The organism is Streptomyces sp. NPDC051987 (genome assembly GCF_040680735.1).
Taxonomy (GTDB): domain Bacteria; phylum Actinomycetota; class Actinomycetes; order Streptomycetales; family Streptomycetaceae; genus Streptomyces.
This window is the reverse complement of the sequence record NZ_JBFAXI010000111.1, coordinates 1-21,755: the sequence shown is the minus strand read 5'-3', so window position 1 is coordinate 21,755 and position 21,755 is coordinate 1. Positions and strand designations below refer to the sequence as shown.

At 71.6% G+C, this 21,755-nt stretch carries 18 protein-coding genes; 13 read left to right on the top strand and 5 right to left on the bottom strand.

Annotation, left to right across the window (positions count from 1 at the left end):
- Positions 1-121: 121 nt before the first annotated feature.
- From AB0M11_RS36080 to thpR, 3 genes are all read left to right on the top strand, one after another.
- Positions 122-559 (top strand): MarR family transcriptional regulator, encoded by a 438-nt coding sequence (locus AB0M11_RS36080; protein WP_089101888.1) that lies wholly within the window; start codon positions 122-124, stop codon positions 557-559.
- Positions 560-589: 30 nt separating this feature from the next.
- The gene (locus AB0M11_RS36075; protein WP_365712393.1) at positions 590-1,939 is read left to right on the top strand and encodes an MFS transporter; all 1,350 of its coding nucleotides are present in this window, start codon (positions 590-592) and stop codon (positions 1,937-1,939) included.
- A gap of 94 nt (positions 1,940-2,033) precedes the next feature.
- Positions 2,034-2,606 carry an RNA 2',3'-cyclic phosphodiesterase gene (thpR, locus tag AB0M11_RS36070; protein WP_365712392.1) on the top strand — a complete coding sequence of 191 codons (573 nt, stop codon included), beginning with the start codon at positions 2,034-2,036 and terminating at the stop codon, positions 2,604-2,606.
- A gap of 234 nt (positions 2,607-2,840) precedes the next feature.
- Here thpR and AB0M11_RS36065 read toward each other — a convergent pair whose 3' ends face one another.
- The gene (locus AB0M11_RS36065) at positions 2,841-3,833 is read right to left on the bottom strand and encodes an aldo/keto reductase (protein ID WP_365712399.1); all 993 of its coding nucleotides are present in this window, start codon (positions 3,831-3,833) and stop codon (positions 2,841-2,843) included.
- A 139-nt stretch (positions 3,834-3,972) separates the two neighbouring features.
- Between AB0M11_RS36065 and AB0M11_RS36060 the strand changes: the two genes are divergently transcribed.
- A complete protein-coding gene (locus AB0M11_RS36060) occupies positions 3,973-4,404 on the top strand; it encodes a VOC family protein (RefSeq protein ID WP_365712391.1) in 432 nt (143 codons plus the stop codon).
- A 12-nt stretch (positions 4,405-4,416) separates the two neighbouring features.
- On the opposite strand, the gene AB0M11_RS36055 is transcribed toward AB0M11_RS36060, so the two are convergent.
- Positions 4,417-5,004 (bottom strand): Uma2 family endonuclease, encoded by a 588-nt coding sequence (locus AB0M11_RS36055; RefSeq protein WP_365712390.1) that lies wholly within the window; start codon positions 5,002-5,004, stop codon positions 4,417-4,419.
- 88 nt (positions 5,005-5,092) lie between these two features.
- Positions 5,093-5,776, bottom strand: coding sequence for a GDSL-type esterase/lipase family protein (locus AB0M11_RS36050; RefSeq protein ID WP_365712389.1), 684 nt, complete (start codon positions 5,774-5,776; stop codon positions 5,093-5,095).
- A 94-nt stretch (positions 5,777-5,870) separates the two neighbouring features.
- On the opposite strand from AB0M11_RS36050, the gene AB0M11_RS36045 reads away from it, so the two are divergent.
- From AB0M11_RS36045 to gcvH, 4 genes are all read left to right on the top strand, one after another.
- The gene (locus AB0M11_RS36045) at positions 5,871-6,884 is read left to right on the top strand and encodes a WD40 repeat domain-containing protein (RefSeq protein ID WP_365712388.1); all 1,014 of its coding nucleotides are present in this window, start codon (positions 5,871-5,873) and stop codon (positions 6,882-6,884) included.
- A 133-nt stretch (positions 6,885-7,017) separates the two neighbouring features.
- A complete protein-coding gene (locus AB0M11_RS36040) occupies positions 7,018-7,533 on the top strand; it encodes a hypothetical protein (protein ID WP_365712387.1) in 516 nt (171 codons plus the stop codon).
- Positions 7,534-7,751: 218 nt separating this feature from the next.
- Complete coding sequence (locus AB0M11_RS36035; protein ID WP_365712386.1) at positions 7,752-9,281, top strand: cellulase family glycosylhydrolase; 1,530 nt, start codon at positions 7,752-7,754, stop codon at positions 9,279-9,281.
- Positions 9,282-9,416: 135 nt separating this feature from the next.
- The gene (gene gcvH / locus AB0M11_RS36030; RefSeq protein WP_365712385.1) at positions 9,417-9,803 is read left to right on the top strand and encodes a glycine cleavage system protein GcvH; all 387 of its coding nucleotides are present in this window, start codon (positions 9,417-9,419) and stop codon (positions 9,801-9,803) included.
- Between the two features lie 52 nt (positions 9,804-9,855).
- On the opposite strand, the gene AB0M11_RS36025 is transcribed toward gcvH, so the two are convergent.
- Both AB0M11_RS36025 and serC read right to left on the bottom strand, forming a co-directional pair.
- On the bottom strand, positions 9,856-10,338 hold the full coding sequence (locus AB0M11_RS36025; RefSeq protein WP_365712384.1) for a hypothetical protein: 483 nt from the start codon (positions 10,336-10,338) through the stop codon (positions 9,856-9,858).
- Between the two features lie 139 nt (positions 10,339-10,477).
- Positions 10,478-11,596 carry a phosphoserine transaminase gene (gene serC, locus AB0M11_RS36020; protein ID WP_365712383.1) on the bottom strand — a complete coding sequence of 373 codons (1,119 nt, stop codon included), beginning with the start codon at positions 11,594-11,596 and terminating at the stop codon, positions 10,478-10,480.
- A gap of 144 nt (positions 11,597-11,740) precedes the next feature.
- Here serC and AB0M11_RS36015 point away from each other — a divergent pair, with 144 nt between their 5' ends.
- The 5 genes from AB0M11_RS36015 to AB0M11_RS35995 form a co-directional block, all read left to right on the top strand.
- The gene (locus AB0M11_RS36015; protein WP_365712382.1) at positions 11,741-14,686 is read left to right on the top strand and encodes an FAD-binding and (Fe-S)-binding domain-containing protein; all 2,946 of its coding nucleotides are present in this window, start codon (positions 11,741-11,743) and stop codon (positions 14,684-14,686) included.
- 316 nt (positions 14,687-15,002) lie between these two features.
- The gene (locus AB0M11_RS36010; protein WP_365712381.1) at positions 15,003-16,130 is read left to right on the top strand and encodes a peptidoglycan bridge formation glycyltransferase FemA/FemB family protein; all 1,128 of its coding nucleotides are present in this window, start codon (positions 15,003-15,005) and stop codon (positions 16,128-16,130) included.
- A gap of 264 nt (positions 16,131-16,394) precedes the next feature.
- Positions 16,395-16,526 carry a hypothetical protein gene (locus AB0M11_RS36005; RefSeq protein WP_365712380.1) on the top strand — a complete coding sequence of 44 codons (132 nt, stop codon included), beginning with the start codon at positions 16,395-16,397 and terminating at the stop codon, positions 16,524-16,526.
- Between the two features lie 93 nt (positions 16,527-16,619).
- On the top strand, positions 16,620-18,842 hold the full coding sequence (locus AB0M11_RS36000; RefSeq protein WP_365712379.1) for an ABC transporter ATP-binding protein: 2,223 nt from the start codon (positions 16,620-16,622) through the stop codon (positions 18,840-18,842).
- Between the two features lie 540 nt (positions 18,843-19,382).
- The coding region (locus tag AB0M11_RS35995) for an RICIN domain-containing protein (protein WP_365712378.1) at positions 19,383-21,755 on the top strand (2,373 nt) is incomplete at its 3' end.

Here is a 21,755-nt window from a genome sequence, read left to right as displayed (position 1 = left end):
GCGATGTTTTCTGGGGGATGTCCCTGGACTGCCCGGATCCCCCGGTCCAGTGGCCGAGGTCACGGGCGGACGGGCGGGTCCCGGTGGTCTTTAGGAAGAGTAATGAGTTACTCTAAAGAACATGCCGGACCTTACCCATGGCGACGACGCGGCCGCCGTGAACTCCCTCCGCTCCGCCGTGATGCGACTCTCGCGACGGCTCAAGCACCAGCGGGTCGACGAGTCACTGAGCCCCACCGAGATGTCGGTGCTGGGCACCCTCTCCAACTGCGGCCAGGCCACCCCCGGTGAGCTGGCCCGCAAGGAGCACGTCCAGCCCCCCTCGATGACCCGCATCGTGGCGCTGCTGGAGGCCAAGGGACTGGTCCGGCTGGAGCCGCACCCCGAGGACCGGCGGCAGAAGGTCGTCACCAGGACCGAACAGGCCGAGGCGATGCTCGAGGAGAGCCGCCGCAAGCGCAACGCGTTCCTGGCCGGCCTGGTCGACGGCCTGGACGAGGACGAGTGGGCGAAACTCCGCGCCGCCGCCCCCGTGCTGGAGAAGCTCGCACACCTCTGAACGCCCGAGAGAAGGAAGAGGCGAACGCTGTTGAGTTCGGGACCCGGAACACCTTCCGCCCCCGCACCGACCGCCCCTACTACCCCCACAGCCCGCCGGTCCTCGATGTTCAGCTCGCTGAAGGTCAGGAACTACCGGCTGTTCTTCGCCGGCCAGGTCGTCTCGAACATCGGCACCTGGATGCAGCGCATCGCGCAGGACTGGCTGGTCCTCAGCCTCACCGGCTCCGCGACCGCCGTCGGCGTCACCACCGCCCTGCAGTTCCTGCCGATGCTCCTCTTCGGCCTCTACGGCGGGGTCCTGGTCGACCGTCTGAACAAGCGGCGGGCACTCCTCGTCACCCAGACCTCGATGGCCCTCACCGGCGTCGCGCTGGCCCTGCTGACCCTCTCCGGACATGTCCAGGTCTGGCACGTCTACCTCGCCGCCTTCGCCGTCGGCCTCGCCACGGTCGTCGACAACCCGGCCCGCCAGTCCTTCGTCTCCGAGATGGTCGGCCCCCACCAGCTGCAGAACGCGGTCAGTCTGAACTCGGCGAACTTCCAGTCCGCCCGCCTGGTCGGCCCGGCCGTCGCCGGTCTCATGATCACCGGCGTGGGCACCGGCTGGGCCTTCCTCTTCAACGGCCTGTCCTTCGTCGCCCCCCTCGCCGGCCTGCTGCTGATGCGGGCGCGCGAGCTGCACGTCGTCGAGCGTGCGCCGAGAGGCAAGGGCCAGCTGCGCGAGGGCCTGCGCTATGTCGCCGGGCGCCCGGACCTGACCTGGACCATCATCCTGGTCGGGTTCATCGGCACCTTCGGCTTCAACTTCCCCGTCTACCTCTCCGCCTTCGCGGACGACGTCTTCCACGCCGGCGCCGGCTCCTACAGCCTCTTCAACACCCTGATGGCGGTCGGCTCCCTGGCCGGCGCCCTGCTCGCGGCCCGGCGCGGCACCGCCAAGCTGCGGGTGATGCTCGCGGCGGCGGTGGCCTTCGGCGGCCTGGAGCTGGTGGCCGCGGCCGCCCCCTCCCTCTGGCTGTTCTCGCTGCTCATGGTCCCCATCGGCATGTTCGGCATGACCGTCAACGTCACCGCCAACACCACCGTCCAGATGGGCACCGACCCGGCCATGCGGGGCCGGGTGATGGCGCTCTACATGATGGTCTTCATGGGCGGCTCGCCCATCGGCGCGCCCATAGCCGGCTGGATCACGGACGCGTACGGCGTGCGCGCCGGCCTCGCCGTCGGCGGCGCGATCGCCGCGGCCGCGGCCGTCGTCATCGGGCTGGTCCTGGCCCGGGTCGGCAACCTCCGCCTGTCGGTCGGCTGGCACGGCGGCCACCCCCGCATCCGTTTCGTCCCGAGAGAGCACCAGGACCACCTCGCCCCAGCCGCCTGACCCACCCCACCGCCCGCCCCGCCGGCCAGAGCCTCCGGGCCAGTACCTGTCGGTGCGGGCGTGCCGGGTCCCGTTCTTTGGCAGGGTTGGCCCCATGAGACTCTTCGCAGCCGTGCTGCCGCCGGCCGACGTGGTTGCCGAGCTCGGTGTCGAGGTGGATCGGCTGAAGCGGCTGCCGGGTGCGGAGGGGCTGCGCTGGACCGGGCGGCCCGGCTGGCACTACACCCTCGCGTTCTTCGGCGAGGTGGCCGACGACCTCGTACCGGCGCTCTCGGACCGTCTGGCCCGTGCCGCCCGGCGCACCCCGGCGTTCGGGCTGTCCGTCGCGGGCGGCGGTCAGTTCGGACACGGCAGGGCCCTGTGGGCGGGTGCCCACGGCGACCTCGACACCCTCCGTCTGCTGGCCGACCGCGCGGAGGCCGCGGCCCGGAAGGCTGGCCTGCCGATGGGGGAGCACCGCCGCTACCAGGCCCACCTGACGGTGGCCCGCAGCCGGGACGCGGTCGACGTCCGGCCGTACGTCGCGCTGCTCGCGGAGTTCGCGAGCCGGGCCTGGACGGTGGCGGAGCTGGCGCTGGTGCGCAGCAATCTGCCGACGTCCGGGGTGCCGGGGGAGCAGCCGCGGTACGAGGTGGTCGCCCGCTGGGGGCTCGGGGCGGCCGGTTAGGCTCGGTGTGTGGACCCGAAGACCCGGAACCGGATCATGGCCGGTGTGCTTGTGCTGTTGTTCGTGGTGGTTGCCGTGGCCTCCGCCATGAAGTGAGGGGCGGGGTGAGGCCGGGGAACCGCGGCCGGCCGTTCGGCGCCGGCCGCGGGCCGTCGGTGGCCGGTCCCGCCCACGCGGCGGCAGCCGCATGTCGGACCGGCCCCGCACTCCTTGCGGGGTGCTTCCCTGACGGGACTACCAGGCGAAGGCCTCCGGGGAGGGGCCGGGGCCCGGGAAGATCTCATCCAGGGCGGTCAGCAGGTCCTCGCTCAGCTCCAGCTCCACGGCCCTCAGGGCCGAGTCGAGCTGTCCGGCGGTGCGCGGGCCGATGATCGGGCCGGTGACGCCGGGGCGGGTGAGCAGCCAGGCCAGGGCGGCCTCGCCGGGCTCCACGCCGTGCTTGTCCAGCAGGTCCTCGTAGGCCTGGATCCGGGCCCGCAGGGTGGTGTCGGCGAGGGCGTCGGCGGCCCGGCCACCGGCCCGGCGCCCGCCCTCGACCTCCTTCTTGAGCACACCGCCGAGCAGCCCGCCGTGCAGCGGCGACCAGGGGATGACCCCGAGGCCGTACTCCTGCGCGGCCGGGATGACCTCCATCTCGGCCCGGCGCTCGGCGAGGTTGTAGAGGCACTGCTCGCTGACCAGCCCGATGGTCCCGCCGCGCCGGGCGGCGATCTCGTTGGCCTGGGCGATCTTGTAGCCGGGGAAGTTGGAGGAGCCGACGTAGAGGATCTTCCCCTGCGTGACGAGGGTGTCGATCGCCTGCCAGATCTCCTCGAAGGGGGTCCGGCGGTCGACGTGGTGGAACTGGTAGACGTCGATGTGGTCGGTCCGCAGCCGCTTGAGGCTGGCGTCCACGGCCCGCCGGATGTTGAGGGCGGAGAGCTTGTCGTGGTTGGGCCAGGCGTCGCCGTCGGCGGCCATGTTGCCGTAGACCTTGGTGGCGAGCACCACCCTGTCGCGATGGGCGGGGCTCTTGGCGAACCAGGTGCCGATGATCTCCTCGGTCCGCCCCTTGTTCTCACCCCACCCGTACACGTTGGCGGTGTCGAAGAAGTTGATGCCGGCGCCGAGCGCCGCGTCCATGATCGCGTGACTGTCGGCCTCGTCGGTCTGCGGGCCGAAGTTCATGGTGCCGAGGACGAGTCGGCTGACCCTGAGTCCGGTACGTCCGAGCTGCGTGTACTCCATGGTCATCCAGCCAACGGCGTGGAGTGCGCTCTAGGCAAGTGAGTTGGCGCCGTCGAGGGGCATCGAAGGGCGTCGAAGGCCATCTGGGGGCATCGGCGGGCACCGGTCCGGCGGTGCGGGCCCCTGCTATGGTGCGCCGATGCCATCGGTCAAGAAGTTCCAGGTCACCTTCGACTGCGCGGAACCCGAGCGCGTCGCCCGCTTCTGGTGCGAGGTCCTGGGGTACGAAGTGCCCCCGCCCCCGGGGGAGTTCGCCACGTGGGACGACTACCAGGAGGCCCAGCCGCCGGAGGAGCGGGGGTCGTGGTTCGCCTGCGTCGATCCGACGGGGGTCGGCCCGCGGCTGTACTTCCAGCGCGTTCCCGAGGGGAAGGTCGTCAAGAACCGGGTGCATCTCGACGTGCGGGTCGGGACCGGGCTCCTGGGCGAGGAGCGCCTCGCCGCGCTGGAGGCCGAGTGCGCCCGGCTGCTCCCGCTCGGCGCGGTGCGCGTGCGGCTGCTGTACGACGGCGGCGACGACTCCTGCATCGTGATGCAGGACATCGAGGGCAACGAGTTCTGCATCGACTGAGGCCGGATCTCCTCAGTCGGAGGGGAACTCGTCCGTCGTCAGGGTGAGGCCGACGGTGGTCGTGGTGAGGTCGACGGCCGTGCCGAAGTCGACCCTCGTCTCGGTCGTGTAGGAGTCGCCCTGGGGGTGCGTGTAGACGCGGACGCGGCGCTGGTAGGGGTCGGCGATCAGGTACACGGGGACCTCGGCCACGGCGTACGCGGTCTTCTTGGGCCCGTAGTCGTTGGCCGCGGTGCCCTTGGAGATGACCTCGGCGACGAACTCGACGTCCTGATACCGCCAGAGCCCGCTCTCGTTCTTGGCGGCGCCCTCGGCCATCACCGTCACGTCCGACGCGAACCCGTTGAGATGCCCCGGGTAGTCGACACGGACGTCGGACTTGACCCGCTTCCGGGGGTACTTGGCCCGCAGCTGCTCGACGATGTCCAGGATGATCTCCCAGCGGGTGTCCCGCTGTGGCGACATGAAGACGGTCCCCTCGACGATCTCGACCTTGTATCCCTCGGGGGCGGGCATCTTCTCGATCTGCTCGAACATCTCGTCGAGGGTGATCTCGTCGTCGCTCTTGGCCATCGCGATCCTGTCTTCGAGGACGGTCATCCTGGCGCTCCTCCCCGGCCGCCTTCCGCGCGAGTGCGACCGGGCGGTTCAACGATACGCACGGTGACCGGGCAACGGCGGGATTCGGTCAGTCCGTTCCGGCGCCGTACTCCTCGCCCAGCCCCCACCCCTGCCACATCGCGTCCGCGAACGCCCCCGCGATCTTGTGCTCGCCGCTCGCGTTGGGGTGGGTGCCGTCGTAGGTGTCGGCCTTGATGTCGTACGACGCCGGCGGCGAGGCCACGAGGATCGGGGAGCGCGGCTCGTCCAGGTCGGCCGCCGTCTTCGCCAGGAGTTCGTTGAAGCGGGCCACCTGTGCCGCGAACGGCTCGTCCGACGCCGCCCGGATGTTCCGGATCACCGGCAGCAGCACCATGTGGATGCCCGCGTGGGCCTCCCGCGCGTTCGCGACGAAGGTGCGTACGTTCGCCGCCGTCTGCTCCGCGTTGGTGTAGAAACCCAGGTCGATCAGACCGAGGGAGACGAGCAGGACGTCGGCGCGGCAGGTGTGCACCGCCTCCCCGATCAGCGGGGTCATGTGCAGCCAGCCCTCACCCCAGCCGGCCAGGTGGCCGCGCGGGAAGTCCGGGTCGGCGTAGGCGTACGAGACGGGCGCCTCGGCCTGCTTGTCGTACAGCGTCTCGCGCGGGCCGACCAGCGTGCACGGACCGTCGTGGGTCCCGCACAGGTGCTGCCACATGCGGTACCGCCATGTGTGCTCGCCCGCGCTGCCGATCGTCATCGAGTCCCCGACGGGCATGAACCTGAGCATCCGCTCATGATGGACGATCAACGGGAGCGGCGGGGTGTGAGGACCGCCACGTCCCCCGCGGTCGGACCCGGCGCGGGATGGCAGGCTTGAGCCCATGCGTCCACGATCGCTCGCCCTCCTCGCCGGTGTCCTGCTCACCGGCGCCCTCGCCGCCGCACCCGCCTCCGCCGCCGACGGCACCGACGGCACCGGCGACCAGGGGTTCACGATCACGGACCCGCGCATCACCGAGTCCAGCGGTCTCGCCGCCTCCCACCTGCACCCCGGCATCTACTGGACGCACAACGACAGCGGCGACGGCCCGTACATCTACGCCGTGGACAGCGCGACCGGCAGAACCGTCGCGAGGATCACGCTCACCGGGGTCGGCACGCCCCGGGACGTCGAGGCCATCTCCATCGGCCCCGGCAACCAGATCTACGTCGGCGACATCGGCGACAACCTCGACGGCAGCTGGCCCTACGTCTGGATCTACCGGCTGCCCGAGCCGAGGAAGCTGGTCGACCAGAGGGTCCGGGCCACGCAGTACGTCGTCAAGTACGCGAACGGCGCCCGCAACGCCGAGTCGCTGATCGTGCACCCCAGGACCGGGCGGGTGTACATCATCGACAAGAAGGAGGACGGCGGGCACCTGTACGAGGGCCCGGCGACCCTCTCCCCGAAAGGCACGAACATCTTCCGGCCCATCGCCCCGGTGGACCTCTGGGCCACCGACGCCGCCTTCTCGCCCGACGGCACCCAGCTCGCCGTACGTGGCTACTTCGGCGGCGTCTACTACGCCTGGAACGGCGGGAAGATCAAGCGCGAGGGCCGGCTCGACGTGCCGCTCCAGAAGCAGGGCGAGTCGATCAGCTACTCCGCCGACGGGACCAGGCTGATGTACGGGAGCGAGGGGGCCGACAGCCCGGTGCAGGCCGAGGACGTGCCGGGCGGGTCGGCGGGGTCGGGCAAGGCGTCGGCGTCCGGGGGCGGTGCCTCGGCCGCCGGGAGCGACGGCGGGGGTTCCCTGAGCGGCGGGGCCAAGGTCGGGGCCGTCGCCGTCGGGGTCGCCGTGCTCGCCCTCTTCGGGCTGCGGCGGCTGCGGCGCCCGTCGCAGCGGCGCCACTGACCGGACGCCGGACGTCACCCGTCCGGGCCACCGGCGGGGCGGCCGTCCGGGCGTCCGTGCAGGCTGGGAGACGTCCCGCGGGACGGGGGCGGCAACGAGGCAACGGGTCCCGCCGCACGGAACTGGAGCACCCATGCCCCGCAACGCCCCGCGCCTGGCCGGGAACGTCTGCCTGCTGACGGCGGCCCTCGCCCTGGCCGTCCCCGCCACCGCCGCTCCCGCGACCGCCGCCGCCCCCACCCCCGCGGTCCGTGCCACGGCCGCCGCCGCCCTCCCGCAGGTCCGCTCGGTCAGCCTGCCGATCGACGGCAGCTTCGCCGGCCCGACCGAGACCGTCCACGTCCAGGGCACCCTCGACGTCACCGTCGTCACCCTGCCGACCGCGGCCGGCGGCGGCACCGCCCAGGTGATCAGCAGTCTGGACGACACCACCGCCGTCGGCGTCCCCAGCGGCAAGACGTACTACCTCGTCGGCGCCCACCGGGACGACGCCCCCTTCTCGGCGGCGGCGACCACCACGCTGCACGTCAGGCCGGTCTTCCTGCTGGTCCCGCCCACCGGAGCGCCCAGCCGGGTCCAGCCCGTCACGGTCACGATCCCCGTCACCTCGACCGGAGTGACCGGCCCCATCACCGCCACAGTCGGCTGACCCCACCCGGCCCCTGACCCTGCCCCGGCCACGGTCGGCTGACCCCGCCCCCGGCCGCCGTCGGTCGGCGTTCGGCCCCGGCGCGTGGCGGGCCGGGCCGTCGTACGTCTTGACGTGATGACGGTGTCTCAGTTTCCTGGGAGGTGCGCGGTGTGTGGGAGCGCTCCCATCCTGTTCCGGGCCGCGCCTCCCAGTGGAACTCCGAGAGGAACAGGCACATGTTCCGCTTACGCACCCCGCGAAGAGCGCTCTGTGCTGTGGCCGCCGCGCTCCTCCTGCCCCTCTTCGCCGGGCTGGCCGGCGCGACGGCCCCCGCGCACGCGGCCGACACCCCCGGCGCCGGCTACTGGCACACCAGCGGCCGGCAGATCCTCGACGCGGCCGGGCAGCCGGTCCGCATCGCCGGGATCAACTGGTTCGGTTTCGAGACCGCCAACCACGTGGTGCACGGCCTCTGGTCGCGCGACTACAAGAGCATGATCGACCAGATGCGGTCGCTCGGCTACAACACCATCCGCCTGCCCTACAGCGACGACATCTTCAAGAGCGCGACCGTCCCCGACAGCATCGACTTCAGCAACGGCAAGAACGCCGACCTCCAGGGCCTGAACTCGCTCCAGGTGATGGACCGGATCGTGGCCTACGCCGGGAAGGACGGGCTCAAGGTCATCCTCGACCGGCACCGGCCGGACGCCGCCGGCCAGTCGGCGCTCTGGTACACCTCGTCCGTCCCCGAGTCGACCTGGATCGCCGACCTGAAGGCGCTCGCGGCGCGGTACGCGACCGACCCGACCGTCATCGGCATCGACCTCCACAACGAGCCCCACGACCCCGCCTGCTGGGGCTGCGGGGACACTGCCGTCGACTGGCGGCTGGCCGCCCAGCGCGCCGGGAACGCCGTGCTGTCCGTCAACCCCGACCTGCTGATCTTCGTCGAGGGCGTGCAGACGTACAACGGGGTCTCGGGCTGGTGGGGCGGCAATCTGATGGGCGCCGGCCGGTATCCGGTGCAGCTGTCCGTGCCGAACCGGGTGGTGTACTCCGCCCACGACTACGCCACCAGCGTGGCCCAGCAGAGCTGGTTCAGCGATCCCGCCTTCCCCGCCAACATGCCCGGCGTGTGGGACGCGTACTGGGGCTACCTCTTCAAGCAGAACATCGCGCCCGTGTGGGTCGGCGAGTTCGGCACCACGCTCGCCTCGACGGTGGACCAGAAGTGGCTGGCCGCACTGGTGAGTTACCTGCGGCCGACGTCGGCGTCCGGTGCCGACTCCTTCCAGTGGACCTTCTGGTCCTGGAACCCCGACTCCGGTGACACCGGCGGGATCCTCAAGGACGACTGGGCGACCGTGGACACCGTCAAGGACGGGTACCTGGCGAGCATCAAGGCGCCGCTGTTCCCGAGCACCGGCGGGAGTGGCGGCGGGGGCGGTGGCGGTGGTACGGCCCCTTCCTGCTCGGCCTCCTACGCCGTCAGCAGCGACTGGGGGAGCGGGTTCAACGCGGCCGTCACGGTCACCAACACCGGTTCCACCGCGATCCGCTCCTGGACCGTGACCTGGACGTGGAGCGGGTCGCAGCAGGTGACGACCATGTGGAACGCGTCGTACACGCAGAGCGGGGCGACCGTGACGGCGGTGAACGCCTCCCACAACGGCGCGATCGCGGCCGGGGGTTCGGTGGGCTTCGGCTTCGGGGGTGCGCCCGGGGGCGGGGGTGTGCCGACGCTGACGTGCGCGGCGGCGTGATGCCGCGGTCGTCACCCGGACGGTTGAGCGTGATGCCGGAAATACACGGCTCTGGGAGGCGGTGCCGCAGGCTGTTCCTGCCGGCCGTCGACAGGGGCGGCCGGACACCGCGCCACGACGGCTGATGGAGCTGACATGTCCCACGTGCCCGCCGACCTCCGCTACACCGAAGACCACGAGTGGATCCGCACCGAGGCCGACGGCAGCATGACCGTCGGCATCACCGACCACGCCCAGAAGAACCTCGGCGACATCGTCTTCTTCGACCTGCCCCAGGTGGGCAGGAAGGTCGAGGCGGGTGGCTCCGTCGGCGTGGTGGAGTCGGTCAAGGCGGCGTCCGACATCTTCAGCCCGTTCGACGGCGAGGTCGTCGCGATCAACGAGGAGGCCGTCGAAAGCCCCGAGGACGTCAACTCCGACCCCTACGTCACCTGGCTCTTCAGGATCAGGGTCACGGGCGGGGCGTCCTCCGACGGCCTGCTCGACGCCAAGGCGTACGCGAAGCTCGTCGACGGGCAGTGACAGCGCGAGGGCGCCGGTGCACCCGCACCGGCGCCCTCGCCGGGTCCGGCGCTCAGCCCTTCACCGGCCTGATCCCGTGCAGGCGGCGCGGTTTGGGGGCGTCCAGCAGGCTGACGCCGTTGTAGACGCGACTCTGGACGAACAACGTGGGCGCGGCGACGAACGTGACGAAGACCGAGACGACGCTTATGGGGAACAGGGTCGGCAGCGACTGGCCTTCGGGGAGCGTCTTGCCGCCCTCGTGGACGACGTAGGCGAGGGCCGCGAAGAAGACGATCGCGCTGAGGGCGGCCAGGACGCGCAGGATGATCCTGGTGTGCCGGGTGCGGGCTTCGGTGCGGACCTCGGCCAGCAGGGAGGCGTCGCAGACGGAGCAGGTGAGCTCCACGGTCTGCTTGCCCGACTGCGGCCGGCGTACCCGGAAGATGCTGTCCTTCCAGACCATACGGCGGGTGCGGACCAGGAAGCCCGTGACCTTGTCGCTGAGGATGTGGCGCACCGCGACCTCGACGGTGCCCGGTATCGGTCTGTTCATGTACCCGTGGATCTCCTTCGTCGCATGGGGCACACAGTGTCCGGTGTGCGACGAAGGAGACTCAACTGTCCACGGCAGGCTTTGCCTTGATCATGCCTGCCGGGTAAACCAGCAGCTTCTTACGGGAGTTGCCGCGCCCTTACAGCTTCTCGATCACGTAGTCGACGCACTTCGTCAGCGCCTCGACGTCCGCCGGGTCGATCGCCGGGAACATCGCGATGCGCAGCTGGTTGCGGCCGAGCTTGCGGTAGGGCTCGGTGTCGACGATGCCGTTGGCGCGCAGCACCTTGGCGACGGCGGCCGCGTCGATCTCGTCGGCGAAGTCGATGGTGCCGATGACCTGCGAGCGCTTGGCCGGGTCGGAGACGAACGGGGTGGCGTACTTGCTCTCCTCCGCCCAGGTGTACAGGCGGGTCGAGGAGTCCTTGGTGCGGGCCGTGGAGAAGGCGAGGCCGCCCTGGCCGTTCAGCCACTCCAGCTGCTGGTTCAGCAGGAAGAGGGTGGCGAGGGCCGGGGTGTTGTACGTCTGGTTCTTGCGGGAGTTGTCGATCGCCGTGGGGAGGCTGAAGAACTCCGGGACGTGCCGGCCGGACGCGTGGACGCGCTCGGCGCGCTCGATGGCGGCCGGGGAGAAGACGCCGATCCACAGGCCGCCGTCGGAGGCGAAGGACTTCTGCGGGGCGAAGTAGTAGACGTCGGTCTCGCTGACGTCGACCGGCAGGCCGCCCGCGCCGGAGGTGGCGTCCACGAGGACGAGCGCGCCCTCGTCGGCGCCCGCGACCCGCTTGATCGGCATGGCGACACCGGTCGAGGTCTCGTTGTGGGTGAACGCGTAGACGTCGACGCCGGCCTCGGCCCGCGGCTCCGGGTGGGTGCCCGGGTCGACGGCGATCACGGTGGGCTCGGCCAGCCAGGGGGCGAGCTTGGCCGCCTTGGCGAACTTGGACGAGAACTCGCCGAACGTGAGGTGCTGCGACTTGCTGTCGATCAGTCCGTGGGTGGCGACGTCCCAGAAGGCGGTGGAGCCGCCGTTGCCGAGGACGACCTCGTAGCCGTCCGGGAGGGAGAACAGGGCGCTGATGCCCTCGCGGACCTGGCCGACCAGGTTCTTCACCGGGGCCTGGCGGTGGGAGGTGCCCATCAGGGAGGTACCGGTGGCGGCCAGCGCGTCCAGCGCTTCCGTCCGCACCTTGGAGGGGCCCGCGCCGAAGCGTCCGTCGGCGGGCTTGATGTCAGCGGGGATCTGGATGTCAGCCACGGTGTGAGGTTAGCCGGTGGAGGAAACCTGGGCGAAACCTCGTCCGTCGGGTGAGACGCGCGTCCAGGACGGTCCCGCCCACGGCTCCGGCTGCCGTCGGCGGCCCTGTCCGCAAACCCCGCTGGGGGCTGGTTGAGTGGACGTATGTCGGAATTCGCGGAATTCGAGGGCGCCAAGGGCTTCGACGGCTTCGACGGCTTCCAGGGCATCGAGGCGGAACTGCGCGGCGCCGTCCGGGGCGAGGTCGGTTTCGATGCCACCTCCCGGGCCCTGGCCACCATGGACGCGTCCAACTACCGGCGGGTCCCGGCCGGGGTGGTGGCCCCTCGGGACGCGGACGACGTGGCGGCCGTACTGGAGGTGTGCCGGACCCGGGGCGTGCCGGTGGTGGCCCGCGGCGGCGGCACGTCGATCGCGGGGCAGGCGACGGGCACCGGGGTGGTGCTGGACTTCACCCGGCACATGAACCGCCTGCTCGCACTCGACCCGGACGGCCGTACCGCCGTCGTCCAGCCGGGGCTGGTCCTGGACCGCCTCCAGGAGGCCGCGGCCCCGTACGGCCTGCGCTTCGGCCCGGACCCCTCCACGCACGGCCGCTGCACGCTCGGCGGCATGATCGGCAACAACTCCTGCGGCTCGCACAGCGTGGCCTGGGGCACGACGGCGGACAGCGTCCGGGAGCTGGACGTGATCACCGCGCGGGGCCGGCGGCTGCGGCTCGGCCGGGACTGGGCGGGCGCGCCGGACGGCCTGCGCGCACTGGTGGCCGGGGACCTGGCCCGCCTGCGCACCGGCTTCCCCGACCTGCCCCGCCGGATCTCCGGCTACGCCCTGGACGCCCTCCTCCCCGAGCGGGGCGCGGACGTCGCCCGCTCCTTCTGCGGCAGCGAGGGCACGCTCGGGATCCTCACGGCGGCGACCGTACGGCTGGTGGCCGCGCCACGCGCGCGTGCGCTGGCGGTGCTCGGCTACGCCGACGAGAGCGCGGCGGCGGACGCGGCGGCGGGGCTGCTGGGCCTCGCGCCGCTGACGGTGGAGGGCATGGCGGCCGACCTGGTGCCGTCCCCGGCCGGGCTGCCCCGGGGCGGTGCCTGGCTCTTCGTCGAGACGGGCGGGGAGACGGCGGCCGAGGCACGCGCGCGTGCGGCGGCGATCGTCGGGGCGGCGGACGTCATCGACGCGCTGGTCGTCACCGACCCGGCGGGGCAACGCGCACTCTGGCGCGTCCGGGAGGACGCCTCCGGTACGGCGACCCGGATGCCGGACGGCACCGAGGCCTGGCCCGGCTGGGAGGACTGCGCGGTGCCGCCGGCCCGCCTGGGCGCCTACCTGAGGGACTTCCGGGCCCTGCTGACCGCCCACGACCTGCGCGGCACGCCGTACGGCCACTTCGGCGACGGCTGCATCCACGTCCGCATCGACTTCGACCTGCTGAGCGAGGCGGGCGTGGCGCGTTTCCGCCGCTTCTCGGAGGAGCTGGCGGACCTGGTCGTGGCGCACGGCGGCTCCCTGTCCGGTGAGCACGGGGACGGCCAGGCGAGAGCGGAACTCCTGCCGAGGATGTACGGCACCGGGCTGGTGACGCTCTTCGAACGGGCGAAGGGGATCTGGGACCCCGACGGCCTCCTCAACCCCGGCATGCTGGTCCGGCCCGCTCCCCTGGACGCGAACCTCCGCTTCGCCGTCCTGCCCCGCGAGCCGGTGCCGGTCGCCTTCGGCTACCCCGCCGACGGCGGTGACTTCTCGGCCGCGGTCCGCCGCTGCGTGGGCGTGGCGAAGTGCCGTACGACGGGGACGGGCGGCGCCTCGGTCATGTGCCCGTCCTTCCGGGCGACCGGGGAGGAGGAGCACTCGACCCGCGGCCGGGCCCGGCTGCTGCACGAGATGCTGGCGGGCGAACTGGTGACGGACGGCTGGCGCTCGACGGAGGTCCGGGACGCCCTCGATCTCTGCCTGTCCTGCAAGGGCTGCCGCTCGGACTGCCCGGTCGGGGTGGACATGGCGACCTACAAGGCGGAGTTCCTGCACCACCACTACGCGGGCCGGCGCCGCCCGGCGGCCCACTACAGCATGGGGTGGCTGCCGAGATGGCTGCGCCTGGTGGCGCGCACCCGCACGGCGGCGCTCGTCAACGCGCTCGCCCGGGTAGGCCCCCTGGCGACGCTCGCCGGACGCCTCGGCGGCATCGCACCGGAGCGGCGGATCCCGCGCCTCGCGGTGGAGCCCTTCAGCCGGTGGGAGCGGCGGCGGGAGGGGAAGCGGGAGGAGAAGCGGGGGCGCGGGCGGTTGCGCGGGTCGCGGTCGGCCTTCCTGTGGCCGGACACCTTCACGGAGTACCTGTCGCCGTCCGTGGGCCGTGCCGCCGTACGGGTCCTTCAGGCGGCGGGCGTGGAGGTCACGGCACTGCCGACCCGGCCGCGGAAGGTGCCCCGGTCGGCCGACGGCCCCTGCTGCGGCCTCACGTACCTCTCGACGGGCCAACTGGACCGGGCCCGCACCGTGTTGCGCCGGACGCTGGACCTGCTGGAGCCGCTGCTGCCGCCGTCGGACCCGGACCGGGCTGCGGAGCCGCACGACGGGTTCTCGCGGCCCCCGATCATCGTGCTGGAGCCGAGCTGTGCCGCCGCCCTCCGCGCCGACCTGCCGGAACTGCTTCCCGGCGACCCCCGAGCGGCCCGCCTCGCCGCGCGAGTGCTCACCTTCGCGGAGGCGCTGGAACGTCTGGCCCCGGACTGGACCCCGCCCCGCCTGGACCGTCCGGTCGTCGGCCAGACCCACTGCCACCAGCACGCGGTACTGGGCGACGCCCCCGACCGCCGTCTGCGCGAGGCCGCCGCCCTCACCGGCGACCTGGTCGGCGGCTGCTGCGGCCTGGCGGGCAACTTCGGCTTCGAGAAGGGCCACTTCGAGGTGTCGAAAGCCTGCGCGGAGGAACAGCTCCTGCCCGCGGTACGGGATGCCGAGCCCGGCATCCTGATCCTGGCCGACGGCTTCTCCTGCCGGACCCAGCTGGAACAGCTGGCCGGGGTACGGGCGAGACACCTCGCGGAGGTGCTGGCGGAGGCGTTGGAGAGGGAGGACGAGAAGTGACGGGCGGCGAGGCGGAGGTCGGCCGGATCGCGGTGCTCGCCGCCGTGTCGTCCTCCTGAGACGCCGCACGTCGGATGCGGCCCCTGCCCGGCACGTCTCGCCCGCCTGCCCGGCACGTCTCGCCCGCCTGCCCGGCACGTCTCGCCCGCGCGCCCGACACGCTTCACCCGACCGCGCGCGCCGAAACGATCCCCGGTGGGGTCGCGTCTGTTGTTCTTGAGGCCGACGCCGCCGGTCGCGTCCGCCGTCCTGACCGGAGCCCGTCGTCAGTGAGCCGTCAGTGAGCCGTCGCCGAGCCCCCCCAGGAGCACCGCCCATGACCGCAGCCCTTCGCCTCCAGCCCGTCTCCCGTGCCGAGCACCTCGCCTTCGTGGGATCCCGTCCCTCCGTCAGCCATATGCAGCTGCCGTCCTGGGGAGACGTCAAGCCCGACTGGGAGGCGGAGAGCCTCGGGTGGTTCGACGGGGAGGGACGGATCGTCGGGGCCGGGCTGGTGCTGTTGCGGGCGGTGCCCCGGGTGAAGCGGTATCTGGCGTATCTGCCGGAGGGGCCCGCCGTCGACTGGCACGACCCGGAGCCGGAGCGTTGGCTCGAACCCCTGCTGGCGTACCTGAAGGGCCGCGGGGCGTTCACGGTGAGGATGGGGCCGCCCGTCGTCGTACGGCGGTGGAGCGCGGAGGCGGTGAAGGAGGCCATCGCCGATCCCGCCGCCCGGCGGCTGGCGGACGTCCGGCCGACGTCGTACGACACCCGTGCCGCCGTCCTCGCGGAGCGGCTGCGCCGGACGGGGTGGCGGCAGGCGGCGGCGGACGGGGACGCGGGGTTCGCGGCCGGGCAGCCCCGGTACGTGTTCCAGGTGCCGTTCGCGGGGCGGTCGTTGGAGGACATCCACCGCGGGCTCAACCAGCAGTGGCGGCGCAATGTGAAGAAGGCGGAGAAGGCCGGGGTCAAGGTCGTCCAGGGCGGATACGACGACCTGCCCGCCTTCTACGACCTGTACACGGAGACCGCCGAGCGCGACCGCTTCATCGCCCGCCCCCTCGGCTACTTCCAGCGCATGTGGACCGCGCTCACCGCCGAGCATCCCGACCGCATGCGCCTCTACCTGGCCCAGCACGACGGCGATCTCCTCGCCGCGGCCACCATGCTCACCGTCGGCGACCACGTCTGGTACTCCTACGGCGCCTCCACCGGCCGCAAGCGCGAGGTCCAGCCCAACAACGCCATGCAGTGGCGGATGATGTGCGACGCCCATGAACGCGGCGCCGCGGTCTACGACTTCCGGGGCATCACCGACACCCTGGAGGAGTCCGACCACCTGCTGGGGCTGCTCCGCTTCAAGGTGGGGGCCGGCGGCGAGGCCGTCGAGTACCTCGGGGAGTGGGACTTCCCGCTCAACAAGCTGCTCCACAAGGCGTTCGGCCTGTACATGGCCCGCCGCTGAGGCGGCTTCACAAGCCGGCTCTCAGGTTCTTCAGGGAATTCTCAGGTTCGGCGTCGTCATACAGCCGTTACCCAGGTATTCACAGTGCCTGCTTGCCGTTTGCGAAGCGACTTTGCCGTCGCTTGGGATCCGGGCCGTGTAAGTTCATCGGTGTCGGGCGGCGGGGATTGCCGAGGATGACGATCCGAAATCCCCGGACGTTGCCCCAAGAGAATTCTCGTACCATCCCGCACCACTTGCACTTCGAACTCTCAAGGAGTCGGAATGAGCCTCAAGAAGCTCGCACCGCTGCCCCCCAAGCCCAAGAAGCAGCTGCCCCCGCCCCCGCCGCCGAAGCCCAAGAAGCGCGCGCCGAAGCCGGCTCCGAAGCCGATCCCCGGCGACCGCGACAACTGAGTAAGCGGTGAGAAGGACCGACGGTTCGCCGTCGGTCCTTTTTCGCTCCGGTATTTCGGTAATCGCAGCGGCGGAGAGCGGAGGTAGTGCGAAATGTTGGTGAAGGGGAGTGGCGGCACAGAATACGAGTACGCCGAGTACCGGAACGAAAACACATACAAGACCGAGGACGAGCACGCGACGGAAAGCGAGCACGCGACGGAAAACGAGAACGACGAGGACGAGGGGGACGACGGGGACGGCGACGGGGACGAGTACACGCCCACCATCCCGGCCCGTGCCGCCTTCCGCCGCTTCTGGCCGCTGACCCGGGGGCTGCGCCGCTGGCTGGTGATCGTCTGGGTGTGCACGGTGATCGCCGCGCTCGCCGAGACCGAGGCCATCCTGCTCTTCAGCGACCTCACCGACCACGCCCTGCAGAAGGGCTCGCTCAGCGCCTTCTGGAGCCCGGCCGGGAAATGGCTGGCCATCGCGATCGTCGGCGCGGTCGTGGCCTATGCGGGCAACTCCCTCGCCGCCTGGACCACCGAACGCTTCGTCATGCGGCTGCGCGAGCACGTCTTCGACCACGTCCAGCAGCTGCCCCCGCACTTCTTCCAGCGGCACCGCCAGGGCGACCTGCTCTCCCGCCTGACCAGCGACGTCGAGTCGATCGAGACCATGGTGGTGTCCGGGCTCGTCGGCGCCGCGTCGGCCCTGTTCAGCGCCCTCTTCTATGCGATCGCCGCGTTCTGGCTGCGCTGGGACCTGGCCGCCGCCACCTTCGTCCTCGCGCCCCTGTTCTGGCTGGCAGCCCGCCGCTTCTCGGGCTCCATCAAGGACGTGTCCCGGGAGGGCCGGGTCGCCGACGGCGCGATCACCTCCGTGGTCGAGGAGTCCCTCGGCAACATCGTGCTGACGCAGGCCTACGGCCGCCGCGACGCCGAGCGGCGGCGCCTGAACGAGGAGGCGAGCGCCTGGTTCCGTGCCTCCGTCCGCTCCACCCGCCTCAACGAGGCGTACGAACAGCTCGTCCAGGTCATCGAGACGATCTGCGTCCTCGCCGTCATCGGCATCGGTGCCTGGGAGATCTCCACCGGCCGGATGACCCTCGGCCAGCTCCTCGCCTTCTCGGCCTTCCTCGGCTACCTCTACCCGCCCGTGCGCGGCCTCGCCCAGCTCGGCCTCACCGTCACCGCCGCCACGGCGGGCGCGGAACGGCTCATCGAGATCCTGGACGTGCGGCCGTCGGTCACCGACCCCCGGCGCGGCGCGGGCACCGACACCGGCCGCCCGTACGGCGCCGTCGAGGTCCGCGACGTCGGCTTCCGCTACCCCGGCGCCGACCGCACCGCCCTGGAGGGCCTCTCCTTCACCGTCAGCCCCGGCGAACTCGTGATCATCACCGGCCCCAGCGGCGCCGGCAAGTCCACCGTCTCCAAGATGCTGCTCCGCTTCTACGACCCCGACAGCGGCGAGATCCTCCTCGACGGCGTCCCCGTCCGCGACTTCCCCCTGGCCCGCCTGCGCGAGTACGTCACCCTCCTCCCGCAGGAGACCCTCGTCCTGCACGACACCGTCCGCGCCAACATCGCCTGCGGCCGCCCCGGCGCCAGCGACCAGGCCATCGAGGACGCGGCCAGGGCGGCCGACGCCCACGACTTCGTCGTCCGGCTCCCCGACGGCTACGACACCAGGATCGACCCCAACTCCGCGCGTCTGTCCGGCGGTCAGCTCCAACGCCTGGCCATCGCCCGCGCGATCCTGCGCGACGCCCCCGTCCTCGTCCTCGACGAGCCGACCACCGGCCTGGACGCGATGGCCGCGCGCCGGGTCGTCAAACCGCTGCGCCGCCTGATGACCGGCCGCACGACCATCATGATCACTCACGACCTCAACCTCGCCCCCGACGCCGACCGCATCCTCGTCGTCGACCGCGGCCGCATCGTCGAGACCGGCCGCCACGACGAACTCCTCGCCCGCGGCGGCGCCTACTCCCGCCTCCACCGCTCCCAGAACAACGCGGCGATGGACACCGGCGAGCTGCGACTGCCCCTGTTCGTGGAACAGGGCGGCGCGGCCCCGGCGGCAGAGGCCGTGGGAGTGGGGGCGCCCCAGGGCGTCCCGTACGCCTACCAGCCGCCGTACGGGAACATGGACGGCTACAACGGGTACGCGGCCGCGGGACTATGGCCGCAACCCGTGTACGAGCCCCCTACGGAGGGCGCCCACATGGCGACCGCCCCTATGGACGTCGGGTACGGGGCGGATGTGCCCACCACCTTGCCCGACGGCCGCCCCCTGTTCCGCGACGAGGATCCTTGGCCGGGCATCTGAGTCGCCGTCCCGGACAGCCCGCGACTCTGTTGGCTGAAGGCGTCGTCCGGGCTGCCCGGGGTGCCATGGCATGAAGGCGGCATGGTGGCGCGAATCGGCCGGTCAGGGCCGGAATACCGCCTGCAAGCCGTCTTCCGGTCTCCTCTCGGTTGCCATTCCTTCACCTGGACACCACAATCTGTCGTGATCATGATCAGAACCTTGGTTCGGGTTCGGCTGCGGCACAACCCGCCCTGGGTTGCCAAGTGGGCGACGGGGGCCTGTTGCCGCAGGTGGGGGATTTCGTCTTGCGTGACACGTGTTGGCCTCGTGCCGCGTGTCCGATCGGGCCTCTTGTCCGCCTCCGTTATGGAGAAGGGCACTTCCTTGCGATTCAGACGTCCGTACAGACCCTTTCACCGCTCTCCGGCAGCCGAGCCGGAGGCGGCTTCGGGCGCCTCACCCAGGGACCGGCTCAACGGCTCTCTTGTTCCGCTGGTCGTCACCACCGCGGTTCTCGGGGGACTGCTGGGTGGTGGCCCCGCACCGACGGGGGCCGCCATGACGAACGTGGCGGACAGCTACGACGGCTTCGACGTCGCGGCGGCCGAGCAACTGCGCCAGGACCAGTGCCTGATGGGCGACGCGCTGCGGATCGGCGGCACCTCCACGGTGCCGCTCGCGCAGAACGCGCTGAACCAGAACGCCGACCAGCTGCACACCGCCGCCGACCGTGAGTACTGGAACGACACACCGTTGTCGACCGCGTTTCAGCAGGACCGGGACGCCATCGACGCGGCGAGCGATGTGCTGACCACCCGGCTCGCGGCATGGCAGACACCGCTCAAAGGCCTGTCCTTCCCGGCCAACTTCGCCACCGACGCCGAGTTCTACTGGCCACCGGGCGTGTCCGGCACGGGCGATGACTTCTTCAACCAGGTGGGCTACGGCAAGTGGCTCGGCGCTCAGTGGTGGAAGACCGAGGGCGACCTCTACAAGGACCCCACCGCGCAGGCCGACGACGCCACCGTCCAGGCCGTGAAGAACCTGGGCACGCCGCTGTATGGGACCGTCGACCCGTCGCTGCCAACACAGCAGTGGCAGCAGGCCTACGCCGAGCACGAGGCGTTCGAGAAACTGATCAGCGACTCCAGCGGGACCAGTGCCGACGACGCCCGGATGTTCCTCTCCTCCGGCGGTTTCCCGCGCACCGCTGCCGAACCGGGCAGCCTGGAGTTCCGGATCGCCGTCGAGGACCTGAAGACCCGGTTCGCGGCCTGCGCCTGGCGTGATCCGATCGACCCGAACAAGGTCCTGGGCCAGGAGGTCGCCACCGCGTCGGCGGAGTGGCAGCAGGAACTGGCCGCCCAGGCCGTCCAGCGCAACCAGATCCTCGACGCCAACACCACCGCCACCAAGGCGCTCACCACGACCGCGCAGGCGCTCGGTGAGATGCTCGGCCAGTCCTGGATCGCCGACCACCTGGCCCGCTGGCAGGACTACTGGTCCGCTGGGGGTGCAGGCTGGATCGGCGACAGCCCGATGGCAATCCACGTCCACGGGTCCTCCGACAAGTGTCTGGAGGTCGACGGGAATTCGACCGCGAACGCCGCGATCGTGCAGATCTACACGTGCAACGGCAATGCGAACCAGCAGTGGCGGATCTCCGGCGACACGCTGGTCAACGTCAACTCCGGCAAGTGCCTGGTGCCGAAGGCCTCCGCGAGCGCGGACGGCACGGCGATGGTGCAGGGCTCCTGCACCGTCAGCAGCACCAGCGCCAACCGTTGGCGGTACAACCCGCACGCCACCACGCCGCTGACGAACCTCGGCAACGGCAAGTGCCTGAACCTCGCGTCCTACACCAACAGCCAGGACGCCACCCTGGCAACCTGCTCCGGCAGTGCCTTCCAGAAGCTGGACATCGTCCCCGTCGGGCACAACGGCACCGACGACCTCGACTACCCGAGCACGGCCCAGTTCCTCCAGGCGACCAAGGGCATCGCCGCCGCCCAGTCCGCCGCGCAGACCCAGCTGACGCTGATCCAGAAGCAGGCGCAGACCGCCACCTCCGCCGTCACCAGCACCGACACCTCCCTCAACGCCGCCTACGCGATCGCCGACCAGGCGGGCGCACCTCGCGGCAGGGGTCTGCTGGTCGGTCTGCAGAAGGCGCAGGTGACCAAGGCGTCGGCGGCCGCGATCAACGCGATGCAGGCCGCCGCCCAGACCGCGCTCTCGGCGACCAAGGCGTCCGTGGCGGACATCGCGACCATCGCCGCCCGCGCCGTGACCCAGGGCGCGGCCTCGACGGCGGCGTTCCGCAACGCGGCCGCCGAGGCGGCGAAGGAGCAGGCGAAGGCCGCCGCCGATGCCGCCGCGGTGCAGGTCGGCAACGCCAAGGCCGCCCGCGACACCGCCAAGGCCAAGCTGGCCGTGGCCGTACAGGCGGAGGCGGACGCGAAGGCCGCCGCGGCCACCGCGCACGCCCGCCGGCTGGACGCTGAAGCCGAGGAGGCCACCGCCAAAGCGGAGAAGGAGACCGCCGCCCAGAAGCAGGCGGAGGCCGCCGAGCACAAGACCAAAGCACAGGAGTACGCGAGCCAGGCGGAGGACGCCAAGGACAAGGCCGAAGCGGCCGACGCCACCGCCACCGCGAAGCGGCAGGCCGCGGAGACCGCCTCGGACAACGCGAAGGACCTGCGCGACAAGGCCTGGGACGCCAAGCAGAAGGCGGACGCCGCCCGCGCGAAGTCATACGCCAAGGACAGCTACGCGGAGGCACACGAGTCCGACGACCAGGCGCAGTCGTCCCGGCAGGCCGCGGACGCCGCGGATGCCGCGGCCGACAACGCGGAGAGCGCCGCCGCCTCGGCTGGCACGGAGGCGGACGCGGCCACCCAGGCCGCGGCCGACGCCGACGCGGCAGATCGG